At 56.3% G+C, this 15,243-nt stretch carries 14 protein-coding genes; 13 read left to right on the forward strand and 1 reads right to left on the reverse strand.

What is annotated here, in order from left to right:
- Positions 1–105 precede the first annotated feature (105 nt).
- The 6 genes from MKY64_RS05825 to MKY64_RS05850 all read left to right on the forward strand — a co-directional run bounded on the left by MKY64_RS05825 (position 106) and on the right by MKY64_RS05850 (position 5,876).
- Entirely contained in the window at positions 106–339 is a 234-nt protein-coding gene (locus MKY64_RS05825) for a DUF4227 family protein (protein WP_076086452.1), read from the forward strand.
- 140 nt (positions 340–479) lie between these two features.
- Positions 480–1,373 (forward strand): site-specific tyrosine recombinase XerD, encoded by an 894-nt coding sequence (gene xerD / locus MKY64_RS05830; protein WP_340951522.1) that lies wholly within the window; start codon positions 480–482, stop codon positions 1,371–1,373.
- Positions 1,374–1,571: 198 nt separating this feature from the next.
- The gene (gene deoB, locus MKY64_RS05835; protein ID WP_340951525.1) at positions 1,572–2,750 is read left to right on the forward strand and encodes a phosphopentomutase; all 1,179 of its coding nucleotides are present in this window, start codon (positions 1,572–1,574) and stop codon (positions 2,748–2,750) included.
- Between the two features lie 49 nt (positions 2,751–2,799).
- The gene (locus MKY64_RS05840; protein WP_036732029.1) at positions 2,800–3,624 is read left to right on the forward strand and encodes a purine-nucleoside phosphorylase; all 825 of its coding nucleotides are present in this window, start codon (positions 2,800–2,802) and stop codon (positions 3,622–3,624) included.
- Positions 3,625–3,681: 57 nt separating this feature from the next.
- Positions 3,682–4,545 carry a purine-nucleoside phosphorylase gene (locus MKY64_RS05845; RefSeq protein WP_340951528.1) on the forward strand — a complete coding sequence of 288 codons (864 nt, stop codon included), beginning with the start codon at positions 3,682–3,684 and terminating at the stop codon, positions 4,543–4,545.
- Positions 4,545–5,876, forward strand: a complete 1,332-nt coding sequence (locus MKY64_RS05850; protein ID WP_340951531.1) for a pyrimidine-nucleoside phosphorylase — start codon at positions 4,545–4,547, stop codon at positions 5,874–5,876. Before MKY64_RS05845 ends, MKY64_RS05850 begins: the two co-directional genes overlap by 1 nt.
- 118 nt (positions 5,877–5,994) lie before the next feature.
- Here the strand turns inward: MKY64_RS05850 and MKY64_RS05855 are convergent, their stop codons facing one another.
- On the reverse strand, positions 5,995–7,044 hold the full coding sequence (locus MKY64_RS05855) for a serine hydrolase domain-containing protein (protein WP_340951533.1): 1,050 nt from the start codon (positions 7,042–7,044) through the stop codon (positions 5,995–5,997).
- A 245-nt stretch (positions 7,045–7,289) separates the two neighbouring features.
- Here MKY64_RS05855 and MKY64_RS05860 point away from each other — a divergent pair, with 245 nt between their 5' ends.
- The 7 genes from MKY64_RS05860 to MKY64_RS05890 all read left to right on the forward strand — a co-directional run bounded on the left by MKY64_RS05860 (position 7,290) and on the right by MKY64_RS05890 (position 15,233).
- Positions 7,290–8,240, forward strand: a complete 951-nt coding sequence (locus MKY64_RS05860) for a DUF1177 domain-containing protein (RefSeq protein ID WP_340951534.1) — start codon at positions 7,290–7,292, stop codon at positions 8,238–8,240.
- A 102-nt stretch (positions 8,241–8,342) separates the two neighbouring features.
- A complete protein-coding gene (locus MKY64_RS05865; RefSeq protein WP_036732039.1) occupies positions 8,343–9,011 on the forward strand; it encodes an AroM family protein in 669 nt (222 codons plus the stop codon).
- Between the two features lie 17 nt (positions 9,012–9,028).
- Positions 9,029–9,973 carry an aminopeptidase gene (locus tag MKY64_RS05870; RefSeq protein WP_339249464.1) on the forward strand — a complete coding sequence of 315 codons (945 nt, stop codon included), beginning with the start codon at positions 9,029–9,031 and terminating at the stop codon, positions 9,971–9,973.
- Positions 9,974–10,153: 180 nt separating this feature from the next.
- Positions 10,154–10,825, forward strand: coding sequence for an aspartate/glutamate racemase family protein (locus tag MKY64_RS05875; RefSeq protein WP_340951538.1), 672 nt, complete (start codon positions 10,154–10,156; stop codon positions 10,823–10,825).
- Positions 10,826–11,527: 702 nt separating this feature from the next.
- Positions 11,528–13,054, forward strand: a complete 1,527-nt coding sequence (locus MKY64_RS05880; protein WP_340951540.1) for a PucR family transcriptional regulator — start codon at positions 11,528–11,530, stop codon at positions 13,052–13,054.
- Positions 13,055–13,295: 241 nt separating this feature from the next.
- Positions 13,296–14,306, forward strand: coding sequence for an ABC transporter permease (locus tag MKY64_RS05885; protein WP_200869572.1), 1,011 nt, complete (start codon positions 13,296–13,298; stop codon positions 14,304–14,306).
- A 6-nt stretch (positions 14,307–14,312) separates the two neighbouring features.
- Entirely contained in the window at positions 14,313–15,233 is a 921-nt protein-coding gene (locus MKY64_RS05890) for an ABC transporter permease (RefSeq protein WP_445671691.1), read from the forward strand.
- Positions 15,234–15,243: the final 10 nt, after the last annotated feature.

A 15,243-nucleotide genomic window follows, 5' to 3' on the forward strand; every position in this document is an offset into this window, starting at 1 on the left:
CTTTCTACTCTCCGCACTTGCGTGCGCTTACCCAAGCGCAGCAGAAGGGGATCATATGCAGAATGCTGATGCAGACGCTGATATCATTTTGAGGAGGCTGCCTGGATGATTATTTCTCTGCCCCGCACGGTGCGCCGGCTGTATTTCATGACGATGCTTGTGGCGGTAAGCTGTGTGCTGTATTATGTTTTGAGCTGGGTCAGCGCATGGATCAGTCCGGCCCGCAATGTTGAGATTCCGGAAGGCACCGCCGTCCGGGCGTTTCAGGATGTCCAGTATGGGGAACAGGGGATAAGTGCAGGGGATCGCCTGCGCCTTTTTTACTGGTACGGGGAGTAACGGGACGGATTGCAGGATTAAGGGAGAAGTATGTCGAATCAATCTATAGCATGTCATGGAACAACGCTGTTCCGGCTGCTGGATCTCAACCCGCTGCGAAGCCGCATGAAGCAGCCTGAGTCTGACAGGAGCGTGAATTGATGAAGTCATACTTACAGCCGTTTATGCAGTATTTGTCCGGGGACAAAGGATTGTCTCCTAGTACGCTGGAATCCTATGGACGGGATATTTCGCAGTTTCTGGAGTTTACGGAAGAGCGGGGCCTGGACGCGGCCAAAGAGATTAGAAGAACGCATATTATGCTCTATTTGGGTGCCCTGCGCGGAGCAGGGAAGGCAGCAGCCACGGTGAACCGGAATACGGTATCGCTGCGCGCCTATTTTCATTTTTTGCTAAAGGAACGGCTTATTGTCCAAGATCCTACGCTGGATATGGAAGCCATGAAGCCGAGTCACAAGCCGCCGATCATTCTCAGCATTGAGGAGATCGAGCGTCTGCTGGCGGCTCCGGATGAAGCTGCTCCCCAGGGGATGCGCGATAAGGCTATGCTGGAGCTGCTGTATGCGACGGGTATCCGTGTGACGGAGCTGATCTCGCTGAATGTGGAGGATGTGAACACATCCTTGCGGTTCGCACGCTGCAGCGGTGCCTCCGGCAAGGAGCGTGTGGTCCCGATCGGCGTGATTGCGGCTGATTGCGTAGCCCGTTATACCTCAGGGATGCGGGACAAGCTGCTGCGTGCGAGCCGGGAGGAGCCTGCGCTGTTCCTGAATAGTCTGGGCGGACGGCTGACCCGTCAGGGCTTTTGGAAAATCATAAAAAAATACGCACGTGAAGCTCAGATTGAGCAGGACATCACACCGCATACTCTGCGCCACTCCTTCGCTGCGCATCTGCTTGAAGGCGGGGCGGACCTGCGCTCTGTGCAGCAGATGCTGGGCCATTCCGATAGTTCGACCACTCAGATATACAGCGGAATTGCCCGCAAGAATATGAAGGAGGTCTACGAGAATCATCATCCCCGGGCGAAATAGCCGGATGCACAGGGATGAGGGACCTTAGGAATACGGGCGGGCGGATCGGATTGGGCCGAAAAGATGCTTTTTGTGAGTAAGAAAGTTATGATGGAATCATACTGAAGAAATCGCTCCCGGGAGAGGGTCTCCCGGAGTTTCTTCATGCTTAGAGCAGACGACAAGATTAGGCAAACTATAAAAGGAGTGAAGACGGCAATGTCCTCATTTAAACGCATCGGATTTATTGTTCTGGACAGTGTAGGTATCGGTGAAGCGCCGGATGCCGCTAATTTCGGAGATACAGGCTCCCATACGCTGGGCCATATTCTGGAACGGGTTCCGGGTCTTAAGCTTCCGAATCTTCAGCAGCTCGGGCTGGCGAATATCGCACCGCTGCCACCGCTTGAACCGGTAACCGCCCCTACAGGCTACTACGGCAAAATGCAGGAGGTATCTGTAGGCAAGGACACGATGACCGGCCACTGGGAGCTGATGGGGCTGAAGATCGAGGTTCCTTTTAACACCTACTTTGACGGCTTCCCGGCCGAGCTGATTGAGAAATTCGAAGCGGCTACCGGACGCAAGGTCATCGGCAACAAGCCAGCCTCCGGCACGGAGATTCTCGTGGAATACGGCGAGGAACAGATGAAGACGGGGGCATGGATTGTCTATACCTCGGCGGACAGCGTGTTCCAGCTTGCGGCACATGAAGATATTATTCCTCTGGAGGAGTTGTACAGCGCCTGTAAAATTGCCCGTGAGCTGACGATGGCTCCCGAGTTCTCCGTAGGCCGCGTGATTGCCCGCCCTTATGTCGGCGAGCCGGGGAATTTTGTGCGTACACCTAACCGCCATGACTATGCGGTGAAGCCGCCGGAGCCTACGGTGATGAATGCGCTGGAGGATATCGGCAAGGATGTGATTGCTGTGGGTAAGATCAATGATATTTTTACCGGTGATGGGGTAACCGCAACCTATCCGACCAAAAGCAATGAACACGGCATCCAGATAACCATTGACGAGCTGCGCAAGCCGTTCGACGGATTCCTGTTCACCAATCTGGTGGACTTCGATTCCCTCTACGGCCACCGCCGTGATCCGGAAGGCTACGGCCGTGCGCTGGAGGTATTCGATCAGGCGCTGCCTGAGCTGCTCGCTACGCTTGGTGAGGATGATCTGCTGATCATCTCCGCAGACCATGGCAATGACCCGGTTCATGCAGGAACAGATCATACGCGCGAATATGTGCCGCTCCTGGTCTACAGCCCAAGATTCAAGACACCCGGCAGCCTCGGCATCCGCCAGACCTTCTCGGATGTGGCCGCGACAATCGCCGATAACTTCGGGGCGAAGGCTCCGCAGTACGGGACAAGCTTTTTGTCTGAATTACAGTAATCACACCACAGCTTGAACTGGATTTTTGAAAAAAGAAGGAGTGTAACCCATGACCACTATAACCTCAAGCAAAATTCAAGAAGCCGCCGTATATATCAAAGATAAATGCACCGTCGCCCCTGAAATCGGGCTGATCCTGGGCTCCGGCCTAGGCATCCTGGCGGATCTGATCACAGATGAAGTCGTTATTCCTTATCATGAGATTCCTCATTTCCCGGTGTCCACGGTAGAAGGACATGAAGGCGAGCTGCTGATCGGCATGATCGAAGGCCGCCGCGTGGTCATGATGAAGGGCCGCTTCCACATGTATGAAGGCTACGGCCCTGAGGTTACAGCCTTCCCGGTACGGGTAATGAAGGAACTGGGCGTAACCAGCCTGCTGGTCACCAACGCTGCCGGTGGCGTCAACACCGAATACACACCGGGCGATCTCATGCTGATCACAGACCATTTGAACCTTACTGGCCGCAATCCGCTTAGCGGACCGAATGACAATGCGCTGGGCGTACGGTTCCCGGATATGTCCTCAGCTTACAGCCCGCGTCTGATTGCAGCCGCCAAGGAAGCAGCCGCCGCACTGAATTTTGAGTTCAAGGAAGGCGTATATGCGGGTCTGCTCGGACCGAACTATGAGACGCCTGCTGAGATCGTGATGCTGCGCCGCCAGGGAGCAGATGCCGTAGGCATGTCCACCGTATCCGAGACCATCGTTGCCCGCCATGCCGGGATTGAAGTGCTGGGTATTTCCTGCATCACCAACATGGCAGCCGGTATTCTGCCGCAGCCGCTGAATCATGCAGAGGTGATGGAGACCGCTGAGCGTGTGCGCGAGCAGTTCCTGAAGCTTGTGCTTGCTTTTATTCCCAAAATGTAGGTACTGCTTCATATACGCGTTATTCTATACACAATTCATATCCGGGAGGATCAACCTATGACAACACCAACAACAGTCCCATACGGCACTCAGGTTCAGGAAGCTGCTGCTTATATTCAATCCAAATTCGGCGGTTATACACCGTCTATCGGCCTTATTCTGGGTTCAGGTCTTGGCGACCTGGGCGATCAGATCGAAAATGCAGTCTACCTGCCTTATGAAGAAATTCCGCATTTCCCCCATTCAACGGTAGAAGGTCATGCCGGACGGTTCGTGATCGGTAAGCTGGAAGGCAAGGATGTTATGATCATGCAGGGCCGTTTTCACTACTATGAAGGTTATGAGATGCGCAAGGTAGTTCTTCCGGTCTATGTAATGGCTAAGCTGGGCATCGGCACCCTTGTCATTACCAACGCTGGCGGCGGGATGAACAGAGCGTTCAAGGCAGGCGACCTGATGCTGATTACCGACCACCTCAATATGACCGGCGACAACCCGCTGATCGGACCGAATGATCCGGAGCTGGGCGTAAGATTCCCTGATATGTCCAGTGCCTATGACCCTGAATATATCCAGCTTGCCAAAAAGCTTGCAGGCGGAGTTACAGGTGTGGACGGTGAAGCGCTTGTCCTGCAGGAAGGCGTATATGCCGGCATCAGCGGCCCTACTTATGAGACCCCGGCTGAGCTGAAAATGCTGGCTTATCTCGGCGGCGATGCCGTGGGAATGTCCACCGTGCCGGAGGTTATCGTGGCCAGTCACAGCAAGCTGCGCGTGCTCGGCATTACCTGTATCACCGATATGGCCATTGGCGATGAGCTGGAGCCGCTGACCCATGAGCAGGTGGTAAAAGTGGCGAACCTGACCAAGCCCAAATTCATCGGACTGGTGCGCTCCTTCGTCCGTGAGGTACAGATCTAATGCGTGCTGTTGATCTTATTCAGAAGAAAAGAGACGGCGGTGAGCTTAGCCGCGAAGAAATAGCATTTCTGATTCAAGGCTACAGCAAAGGGGAAATCCCGGATTATCAAATTTCCGCCTGGGCAATGGCCGTGTATTTCCGCGGAATGAACGCGCGGGAGACCGGCGACCTGACCCTGGAGATGGCAATGTCCGGCGACCAGGTGGACCTTAGCCCGATTGCGGGCATCAAGGTGGACAAGCATTCTACCGGAGGCGTGGGCGACAAGACGACAGTTGTGCTGGCACCGCTGGTTGCAGCGGCCGGAGTTCCGGTAGCCAAAATGTCCGGGCGCGGCCTCGGCCACACCGGAGGCACGCTGGATAAGCTGGAGTCGATTACGGGATTCTCGGTGGAGATGGACCGGGAACGGTTCTTCGCCCAGGTGGGCGAAATTGGCGCGGCGGTGATCGGCCAGTCCGGCAACATCACGCCGGCCGACAAGAAGCTGTATGCGTTGCGTGATGTGACGGCCACGGTGGAATCCATTCCGCTGATCGCCAGCTCCGTCATGAGCAAGAAGATCGCCGCAGGCGCGGACGCCATCGTGCTGGATGTGAAGACCGGCAGCGGCGCATTCATGAAGACGCTGGAGGATTCCATTGCGCTCGCCCAGGCGATGGTGGATATCGGTACTCACCTTGGCCGCAACACGGTTGCGGTCATCAGCGACATGGACCAGCCGCTGGGCTTCGGCATCGGCAATGCCCTGGAGATCAAGGAGGGCATTGAGACCTTGAACGGCCACGGCCCGAAGGATCTGCAGGAGGTCTGCCTGATCCTGGGCAGCCAGATGCTCGTACTCGGCGGCAAGGCGAAGGACGAAGAACAAGCACGCTCCATGCTGCTGTCCCATATCAAAGACGGCAGTGCGCTGGATAAGTTCAAGCAGATGGTGTCGGCCCAGGGCGGCGATGCCTCACAGATTGATTCTCCTGACACCTTGCCCGCTGCCCGCAGATTCATTGAAGTGAAGGCTGCGACCGCAGGCTATGTGGAGAGCATCCAGGCTGAAGAGATCGGTGTGGCTGCGATGCTGCTTGGTGCCGGACGCGAGACGAAGGAGTCCGTGATCGATCTGGCGGTCGGCATTCAGCTCTCGCTGAAGGTCGGCGACGCGGTGGCCGCAGGCGATACGCTGGCAGTGCTGCATGTGAACGATGCCAGCGAGAGCAAGGTGCAGGAGGCCGAAGCCAAAGTGCTGGAGGCTTACCGCATCTCCGCCCAGCCGGTTCCGCCGCAGCCGCTGGTTTTTGCGCTGGTGACCAAGGATGGGGTAACGCGTTACTAGCCGGACCGGAGTACACTTTGGAATCTACGTTTATACAAACAAGCCGTACGAATCAGCAGATTGCTGGCGTACGGCTTGTTTATTTTGTAGCAAATTGGCTAACCTTCGGCCCATCCGTCTACTCTACCGGCAGATAGTCCTCCATAGCAGTCATCATCCCGTAAGCCCCGTTGCTCTTGTTGCAGAGAGCAGTAATGGTCATGCCACGTTCGGGATAGTATGCGGAGTGGAAGCTGATCCCGGGATCGTAGCCCATGATATGGTACTTTAGCACCTTTTCGCTGGGGCCGGCTTGTATCCACACGCCATAACCGTAATAGCTGTCCTTTCGCTCATAAATATGCGGTGTCAGCAGCAGAGCCTTGGTCTCTGCCTGTAACAGCTTGTGTTCAAGCAAGCCGCTCCACAGCTTATGCATATCCGCTGCCGTAACAAATGCCCCTCCGTCCCCGCCTCCGACCACCGGAATGGAGTAGATGTTGCTGGTCTTTTTCCCGTTGCTGCTGTCGATGTATCCCTGAGCGGTGTGGGCCGGAAGCGCATCAAGCGCGAAGTAACCGGAATCCTTCATCCCGCAAGGCAGGAAAATATGCTGTTCTACATATTCCGTGAACGGCTGCCTGCTGACCGCTTCTACGAGCATAGCAAGCATGATATATCCTGCATTGTTATAGTGAAAACGCCCGCCTGGGGCGAATTTCATAGGAAGCCTAGCGAACAGCGGGAGGAAATCTCCAGGCCGCCTCAGCGTGTACATCGGGGTCTCCTTCCACAGTGCCGCGAAATCCTCCATCTCTTCTTCATCGAAGTAATCCGGTATGCCCGAGCTGTGAGTCAATAGCTGGTGCACGCTGATCGCTGGGTCGAACAATGGGAATTCCTGCTTCGGCAGGATGTCCAGTATTTTGGCGTCAAAAGAAAGCAAACCTTGCTCTGCGAGCTGGCAGACCGCAATGGCGGTAAATAGTTTGCTGCCGGAAGCAATGGCGAAGCGGGTATGGGCCTGGTTGAGCCGTACGTCCCCTATATTAGCTATCCCAAAAGCTGCGGCTGCAAGGACATGCTCCCGTTCCGTCACTTGTACGACCCCTGAGAACCCCGTCCGCCGGGCCTCTTCACTGATAATCTGGACCAGCTTGTCCTTATTAATCTTATGTGCAGGCTTCATCCTATGAAGCACCTCCTGTCTGAAAATAAGCACCATTACCCTGTTATATTTCGCTGCTTGGGAGAATTAACCTTTATTCATTAGCGGTAAGCCGTAAGAGTGTACTCTGCGCGTAAGGTTTATCTGCAAAGGACAAGAAATGCTGTTTCAGTTTGGCAGGGCGGTACATTGTGGACATTTTGCCGGATGAGATAGTATAAATGCAAACATGACAAACATGAGCATGCATCCGGGGAGGAATTAGAATGGCACTTCATCAAACGATTACAGTCTTGAACGCACTGGACAGCGCTTATGTTAACGGTAAGCAGGTCAAGCAGTTATTCGCAGAATATCCTGCGGTTAAGGTTGAGCTTCAGAAGGTGGAAGGCGAAAAGGGCAGCACAGAATTCGTCAAAATCACGATCCCGGGCAGTGAAGGCAAGCTTGGCGGCGGCTCTGCCCCAACGTTCGGCATTGTCGGCAGACTGGGTGGTATCGGGGCGCGCCCGAGCCGGATTGGCCTGGTCTCTGATGCTGACGGTGCGGTAGCGGCGATTGCTTCTGCGCTGAAGCTGGCAGACATGCAGACCAAAGGGGATGTGCTGCTGGGAGATGTGCTGGTGACCACCCATATTTGCCCGGATGCTCCAACCCTGCCGCACGAGCCGGTGGATTTCATGGATTCCCCTGTAGATATTCTGCAGATGAATGAGCATGAAGTGCTGCCGGAGATGGAAGCGGTTCTATCGATTGATACGACCAAAGGCAACCGTGTGGTTAACCACAAAGGGATCGCCATCTCGCCGACGGTCAAAGAAGGCTATATTCTGCGGGTCAGCGAAGATTTGCTGCGGATCAAGGAGATGACGACAGGACAGTATCCGGTTACTTTTCCGGTGACGACTCAGGATATTACCCCTTACGGCAACGGGCTGTATCATATCAATTCCATTCTTCAGCCTGCGGTAGCTACCTCTGCTCCGGTGGTGGGTCTCGCGATTACTGCCCAATCTATGGTTCCGGGCTGCGGTACTGGTGCCAGCCATGAGGTGGATATTGCTCAGGCGGTGCGTTTTGCTATCGAGACGGCCAAGGAAGTAACGCAGGGAACATGCTCTTTCTACAACGAAGCAGAGTTTGCCAAAATTACTGAGCTGTACGGCTCCATGAGCGTACTGCAGACGCTTGGTAAACCGGCAGTCACTTCTCACTAACAGGATAACAGATGTACATGTACAGTCAGGCGCTGAGCTTCCTTCAGCGCCTGCTCTGTTAGCACAGCTTGGCTGTAACCCATAGCGTCTGGAGGGACAAGAATGAAGAATATCGGGCTGATTACGATTGGGCAAGCACCCAGGCAGGATGTCGCGCCCATCATTGAGAAATATCTGGAAGGCAAGGCGGGACTGGTTCAGTCCGGGGTGCTGGACGGGTTCACGGCTGAACAGGTGCGTGAATTCTACAGTCCAGGGCCGGGAGAGTATGTGCTGACCACCCGCATGGCGGACGGGTCCGCTGCGGTAATCTCACGGGAGCGGATACAGTCCGTTCTCCAAGGGAAGATTGATGCTATGGAAGCCGCTGGGATTCGGACGATCCTGCTGGCGTGTACGGGAGTTTTTCCGGGACTGCATACGTCTGCTGCCCATCTGATTGAGCCGGACCGGATCATTCCTCCAGTCGTGCAGGCGATGCTGGACGGGCGCCGTCTGGGACTGATTGGCCCTCTGCCGGAGCAGGAGGACGCAATGATTGAGAAATTCGCAGGCGCCGGAGCCCGGCTGCCGTTCGCTGCGGCTTCACCTTATACGGGTACGGAAGCGGATTTTCGCGCCGCAGCAGAGCGTCTGAGCGGTCATGCGGATGTGTTAGTGCTTGACTGTATGGGATATGTGGAGCAGCATAGACAGTGGGCGGCCTCCGCAGGAGTGCCCGCCGTGCTGTCCAATGCCCTGATGGGCAAGCTGGTAGCAGAAATGGTGTAATTCGGGAGGAAATGAAGATGAGTGAAGCAAGAATTGGAATTAGCATGAATGTTCTTAAGGATTGTCTCGGGCTTGCCAGCGGAGAACTGCTGGCTGTAGTAGCCGACGATGATAAGCGTGATCTGGCCGAGTCGGTCTATGAGGCGGGCAAAAGGCTGGGAGCGGAATCAATGCTGCTGGTTATGCAGCCGCGGAGCAGATCGGGGGAGGAGCCTCCGGCTCCGGTAGCCGAAGCTATGGCTAAAGCGGATGTGGCCGTATGTATCACGACCCACTCGATGACACATACGGCGGCGCGTAAGCAGGCAGCCGCAGCGGGAACCCGGGTAGCTACTATGCCGGGGATCACCGATGATATGTTCAGCCACGGCGCGATCACTGCGGATTATGGGCAGGTGAAGGCGCTGACCGAGCAGGTCGCTGCGCTGTTGTCTGCGGGCAGCCGGGTGCGTGTGGAGAAAGAAGGGATGGTTCTTAGTTTCTCTATTGACGGCCGGGATGGCATTCTCAGCACCGGGCTATACCTCAATCCGGGCGAATCAGGCAATCTGCCCTCAGGTGAAGCTTATATTGCGCCCCTGGAAGGCACGGCTACCGGCCAGATTAAGGTGGACGGCTCGGTTGCAGGGATCGGTGCCTTGGACGGCCCAATGGTGCTGACCGTGGAAGATGGAAGGCTGATCCATGCCGGCGGGGAGCATGGCGGCAAGCTGCTGGACATGCTTGGCGATGGCGATGGCAGGCTGCTGGGCGAATTCGGCATCGGGACCAACAACAAGGCCAGAATTACAGGTGTGGTGCTGGAGGATGAGAAGGTGTACGGGACAATCCATGTGGCTTTTGGCAGCAATAACACGTTCGGCGGGGTCGTTGCGGCTGGCGTGCATATTGATGCTGTGGTCATGAAGCCGGATGTGTATATCGACGACAAGCTGATTATGCAGGCTGGGGAACTGCAGTAAGCAGAATGGAAGCTGCTGATTGCAAGGTTAAATAAGCCGCATCACAGATTTGGACGGGTGGTGCAATCGCCACTGTAGTGAACCTTTGGATTTCCGGCTGCTATTGCTGTTTACGGCTGAAATAGGGTGGTTGGTTATGCTTTTGCAGCATCTAAATCAAGGCGGTCAGGAGGAGATAGGATGCTTGGAATCATACGTGTCATTACATTGCAGGAGAACTCTGCAATCCAGTTACATGGAGATTTAATTGAGCGGCGGTATGGTCTGCCGGTGATGAGCCGGTGCATCCCGGATCAGCCCCGGGGTGTCTATGATGCGCAGACAGAGGCGGAATCCATTCCGAAGATTATAAGGCTTGCCGGGGAACTGGAGCGGCAGGGATGCACGGCTATCGGCATCAGCTGTGCTGCCGATCCGGCACTCTTGGAAGCCAGGGCAGTGGTGAATGTTCCTGTGCTGGGAGCGGGCTCCTGCGCGGCCCATATGGCTATGGCTTACAGCAACCGGGTGGGCGTGCTGACGATCCTGGAAGAGGTGCCGACGCTCATCCGCGGTATTCTCGGCGGGGCTTACATTGGCATGGACCGCCCCGACGGCGTGACAACCACGCTGGATCTGGGCAAGCCTGCTGGACGGGCAGGCGCGCTGGCGGGTGCCGCCCGGCTCGTGGAGCGCGGCGCGGAAGTCCTGGTGCTGGCGTGCACCGGCTTCGCCACGATCGGGCTGGCAGCGGAGCTGGAAGAGCGGCTCGGCATCCGCGCGTTCGATCCCATACTCTGCCTTGGTGCCGCTGCTGCTGCGTCAGCCTCTGGTGCGGGAGCTTCTGCTGCGGGAGAGGTGCATCGCTCGTAGCAAAGCCTTGTCTTGGGTGGTATTGCAGTTTGCTGAAATTCGCCATTCCTGTAGGTGTGGGGCAGACTACGTGTGTAGGCGATGTGCGGCAAACTAATGTGTGGAAATTAATGAGTTGCAAACTAATGTGTGAAAACTAATGTGTAGCAAACTAATAGCTATGATCTCCTTAAAGCGTTCCTCCTGGCTCAGGCCCGGGGGGCGCTTGTTTGTTGTTAGGGGAATAGAGGTGAAGACCTTCAAGATTCGAATGGGAGTGGTCTATACGACTGAACGAGGGAACGAGGGGGCGAAGTGCATTAGTGCACCTGAATTCAGCGTAAGCGGGCAAAAGGTGAAAATGAGGTGCATAAGTGCACCTGAATTCAGGCTATACGGGCAAAAGGTGAGAATGAGGTGGAGAAGGAGCACTAGTGTAACTGATTTTACTGCAAGCTGATAGATCCCATTGAATTGTCCCACTCCCTTAACTTCCCCCCATTCCACCTCTCCCTACAACCAGCTCCCTCACCACCGCCCAGCAAGCATCCCGCGTACAAATCCGAAAATATCGCCAACTGGATATGATTTTCCTGTGGCTCAGCGGGAATCTCTGATAAACTAGCGGGAACGCAAAAAGTCGGCTGGCGGCATTGTCATGGCATATTGGCATATTTCAGGAAAAATCATGAAATACTGAAGACAGCAGAGGGAGGCGGAAGGGTGAATACACGAGGAATTACGCTGCGGGAGCTGATGGAGCTCTCGGTTCTTGGGAAAGCGAAGGTCATCAGCGGGGAGCAGGGGCTGGACCGGGTGGTCCGGTTCGTGGATATTATGGAGGTTCCGGATCTGAAGGGCTGGATCAGCGAAGGGGTGATGCTGCTGACGACAGCCTATTCGATCCGCCATGATCCTTCGCTGCTGACTGAGGTGATCTATACGCTTGATAATCTGGGCGCAGCGGCGCTGGCGATCAAGCCGGCCCGCTTCCTGAAGGAGATTCCACAAGGAGCCATCGAGGCCAGCAATGCCTGCGGTCTGCCGATTGTGGAGATCCCGCCCGAGATTCCGTACACGGATATTACCCAGCCGGTGATGGAGCTGCTGCTGGGGCGGCAGGCGATGCTGCTGCGCCGGGCGGAGGAGGTCTACCGCACGCTGACCACCATGGTGCTGGAGAACAGCGGCATTCAGGCGGTCAGCGACAGTGTGGCCGAGTTCCTTAAGGCCCCGGTGGCACTCGTGGATACGGAGCGGAAGATTATCGTATCCTCCCCAGCAGACTATGACTGGACCCAGAGCGACTCTCCGCTTAGCTGGAACATCCATGTGGACCGCCGGACGGTTGCCCGGCTGCTCGTCGACAAGGAGCGGCTGGATGATATGGAGGAGGTGGGCATCGAGCAAGCCCGGCTTGTGTTTGCCCTTGAAATAATGCGGCGTAAGGTAGCCGAGGATACGGAATTCCGGCTGCGCGGCAACTTCATCGATGAGCTGCTGACCCCGCCGCTGCCGTCGAGGCATGAGGTGCAGCGGCGGGCCCGTCAGCTCGGGATGAACCCGGAGCACAAGTGGGAGGTGGCCGTCATCGAAGGGGAGACGGCGCCGAGCGAGGAGACGGTGAACCGGCTGCTGGAGCGGGAGGCGAAGAAGCGCGGCGTCACGCCTCACGCCGAGTACCGTTCGAGCCGGGCGGTGCTGTTCCTGCCTACGCAGGAGGGGCGCAGGTTCACGCCGGGCGGTGACGCGGAGGAGCCATGGGAGAAGACGCTGAGCGGCTGGCTGCAGGACAAGGCAGAAGGCTTAAGCAGTTACCGCTGCGGTATCGGCACCTCGGAATATCTGTGGGACATCCACACCAGCTATAACGAGGCGCGCAAAGCGCTGTCCATCTCCAGAAGACTCGGACAAGGCCCCGGCGGGATTACCCGCTACGAAGAGATGGAGGTCTATCATCTGCTGGAGGGGCTGAGCGGTCCGGGGTTCGAGAAGCTGTTCGAGCGCAAGCTGGGCAAGCTGCTGCAATATGACCAGGAGCATGACAGCAATATGCTGCTGACCTTCTATCATTATCTGGAGTGCCGGGGCAGTCTGATTGAGACGGCGAACAGCCTCTATATCCACCGCAACTCCGTCAAATACCGGCTGGAGCGGATTCGGGATATCACTGGCTTCGATCTGAATGATCCGCGCGAACAGTTCGTCTGCCATTTGTGCCTGATTTACTATTATCTCCAGGAAAAATAGGGCGCTTTGGAAGATTTCTGGAATGTCGTGTGAGTAAATCTAACATTCATAGTCCTTGATAGTGCACAATCGACAAACGGTTGTGCATTTTTTTAGCTGAACGGGACGTAGAGGGGCTGTGAAATTCTATGTAGAATTAGCTCAACACTTTAATAAGACACAGCATACACGTATTACCTGACATGAGAGCGGAATTCCGTCACAGAGGCACAGCAGTCGAAGTCGTAAGGGGGTTGATTCATTGTTTGCTTATACATTAAAAAGATTGGTGCAGATGATTCCAGCCTTGCTCGGCATTATCGTCATCACCTTCATTCTGTCGAGAGTCCTGCCGGGCGATCCTGCGATTATGCTGGCCGGAGAGCAGGCTCCGGAGGAGATAGTGAACAAGATCCGCCAGGATATGGGGCTGGACAAGCCGCTGTATATCCAGTTCTTCGCTTACATCGGGCAACTGCTGCAAGGCGATATCGGCTATGCCTATCACACCGGACATTCGGTCGCCAGTGACCTGGCTTCGCGCTTCCCGGCTACGATTGAGCTGACCCTGGCCAGCATCCTGATTGCGATTCTGATCGCCATCCCGGTAGGCATTGTGGCCGCTACCCGTAAGGAATCGCTGCTGGATCACATCTCGCGTGTATTTTCCCTGATAGGTGCTTGTGTGCCGATCTTCTGGCTCGGACTGATGTTCATCTATATTTTCTACTCCATTCTGGGCTGGGCACCGGCACCGATGGGCCGGATCAGCGGGGATCTTAACCCGCCGGTGCATATCTCCGGGCTGTACGTGCTGGACAGTATACTCTCCGGCGACACCGCTGCACTTAAAAGCAGCCTCGCGCATCTCGTGCTCCCGGCGATCTGCCTCAGTACCGGTACGATGGCGATCATCGCCCGGATGACCCGCTCCAGCATGCTGGAGGTGGTCGATCAGGACTTCGTCCGCACCGCCCGGGCCAAGGGGCTGCGGGAATCGGCCGTCATCTACAAGCACGCACTGGTTAATGCGCTGATTCCCACGCTAACGGTGCTCGGACTCCAGTTCGGCTTCCTGATGGGCGGCGCGGTCATCACGGAGACGATCTTCTCCTGGCCGGGAATCGGCGGCTATGTCACCGACTCCATACTGGCAGCGGATTACGCGCCGATCCAGGCGTTCACCCTGGTCAGTGCCGTGCTCTACTGCGGAATTAACCTGGCGGTCGACCTGATCTACGGGTTCATTGACCCGAGAATCCGTTATGAATAGAACAGCATGTGTGAGAGGAGGAGATTGCTTGTGAGCACTGCAGCACATTCAGCACAGGGCAGCCCGGCGAAGCCCGCACCGGCCAAGCCGCGGACCCTATTATCCCTGCTGCTGCACAACCGCCTGGCGGCCATCGGGCTGACCTTCATCCTGATCTGGACCGTGGTAGCCATTTTTGCCCCCTGGCTGGCTCCGCATGATCCGTTCGTCACAGATATGGCGAATAAGCTGCAGCCGCCCTCCGGCAGCCATTGGTTCGGAACCGACAACTTCGGCAGGGATATCCTCAGCCGGGTGCTGTACGGCGCACGGATCAGCATCTGGACCGGCCTGATCGCGGTCTCGATCTCCTTCCTGATCGGGATGCCGCTGGGCGGGATTGCCGCTTACTACGGTGGCCGGACCGGAACCATCATCATGCGGGTCATGGATGTATTGTTGTCCTTCCCGTCACTGGTATTGTCGATGGCGATTGCCGCCTCGATCGGCGCCGGACTCAGCAGCGCAATGATCGCCGTCGGCATTGTCGGCATCCCCGAATTCGCCCGGCTGATGTTCGGCCAGACGGTCTCTCTGCGGGAGAAGGAGTATATCGAAGCCAGCCGGGCCATTGGTGTGAAGGATAGAGTCATTCTGTACCGGCATATTCTGCCGAATGCTCTGGCGCCGCTAATGGTGCAGGCTACGCTCGGGATGGGCTTCGCCATCCTGACCGCGTCCAGTCTCAGCTTCCTGGGGCTGGGGGTCAGACCCCCGATTGCCGAATGGGGCGCGATGATCTCCGAAGGCCGGGAATATATCATTTCCGGGCAATGGTGGCTGGTTACTTTTCCAGGCCTCGGCATTGCCACCTCCATCTTAGGCTTCAATCTCCTCGGAGACGGCTTCCGGGATGTGCTTGACCCGCGGTTGCGTTCGGGGAAATGAGGCGAGCAGG

The organism is Paenibacillus sp. FSL R7-0210, from assembly GCF_038009085.1.
GTDB lineage: Bacteria > Bacillota > Bacilli > Paenibacillales > Paenibacillaceae > Paenibacillus_AQ > Paenibacillus_AQ silagei.

Excerpts from the sequence above, each read along its gene's own strand:
- MKY64_RS05825 (WP_076086452.1), top strand. The coding sequence starts at position 106 with ATGATTATTTCTCTGCCCCGCACGGTGCGCCGGCTGTATTTCATGACG.
- xerD (WP_340951522.1), top strand. The coding sequence starts at position 480 with ATGAAGTCATACTTACAGCCGTTTATGCAGTATTTGTCCGGGGACAAA.
- deoB (WP_340951525.1), top strand. The coding sequence starts at position 1,572 with ATGTCCTCATTTAAACGCATCGGATTTATTGTTCTGGACAGTGTAGGT.
- MKY64_RS05840 (WP_036732029.1), top strand. The coding sequence starts at position 2,800 with ATGACCACTATAACCTCAAGCAAAATTCAAGAAGCCGCCGTATATATC.
- MKY64_RS05845 (WP_340951528.1), top strand. The coding sequence starts at position 3,682 with ATGACAACACCAACAACAGTCCCATACGGCACTCAGGTTCAGGAAGCT.
- MKY64_RS05850 (WP_340951531.1), top strand. The coding sequence starts at position 4,545 with ATGCGTGCTGTTGATCTTATTCAGAAGAAAAGAGACGGCGGTGAGCTT.
- MKY64_RS05855 (WP_340951533.1), bottom strand. The coding sequence starts at position 7,044 with ATGAAGCCTGCACATAAGATTAATAAGGACAAGCTGGTCCAGATTATC.
- MKY64_RS05860 (WP_340951534.1), top strand. The coding sequence starts at position 7,290 with ATGGCACTTCATCAAACGATTACAGTCTTGAACGCACTGGACAGCGCT.
- MKY64_RS05865 (WP_036732039.1), top strand. The coding sequence starts at position 8,343 with ATGAAGAATATCGGGCTGATTACGATTGGGCAAGCACCCAGGCAGGAT.
- MKY64_RS05870 (WP_339249464.1), top strand. The coding sequence starts at position 9,029 with ATGAGTGAAGCAAGAATTGGAATTAGCATGAATGTTCTTAAGGATTGT.
- MKY64_RS05875 (WP_340951538.1), top strand. The coding sequence starts at position 10,154 with ATGCTTGGAATCATACGTGTCATTACATTGCAGGAGAACTCTGCAATC.
- MKY64_RS05890 (WP_445671691.1), top strand. The coding sequence starts at position 14,313 with ATGTGTGAGAGGAGGAGATTGCTTGTGAGCACTGCAGCACATTCAGCA.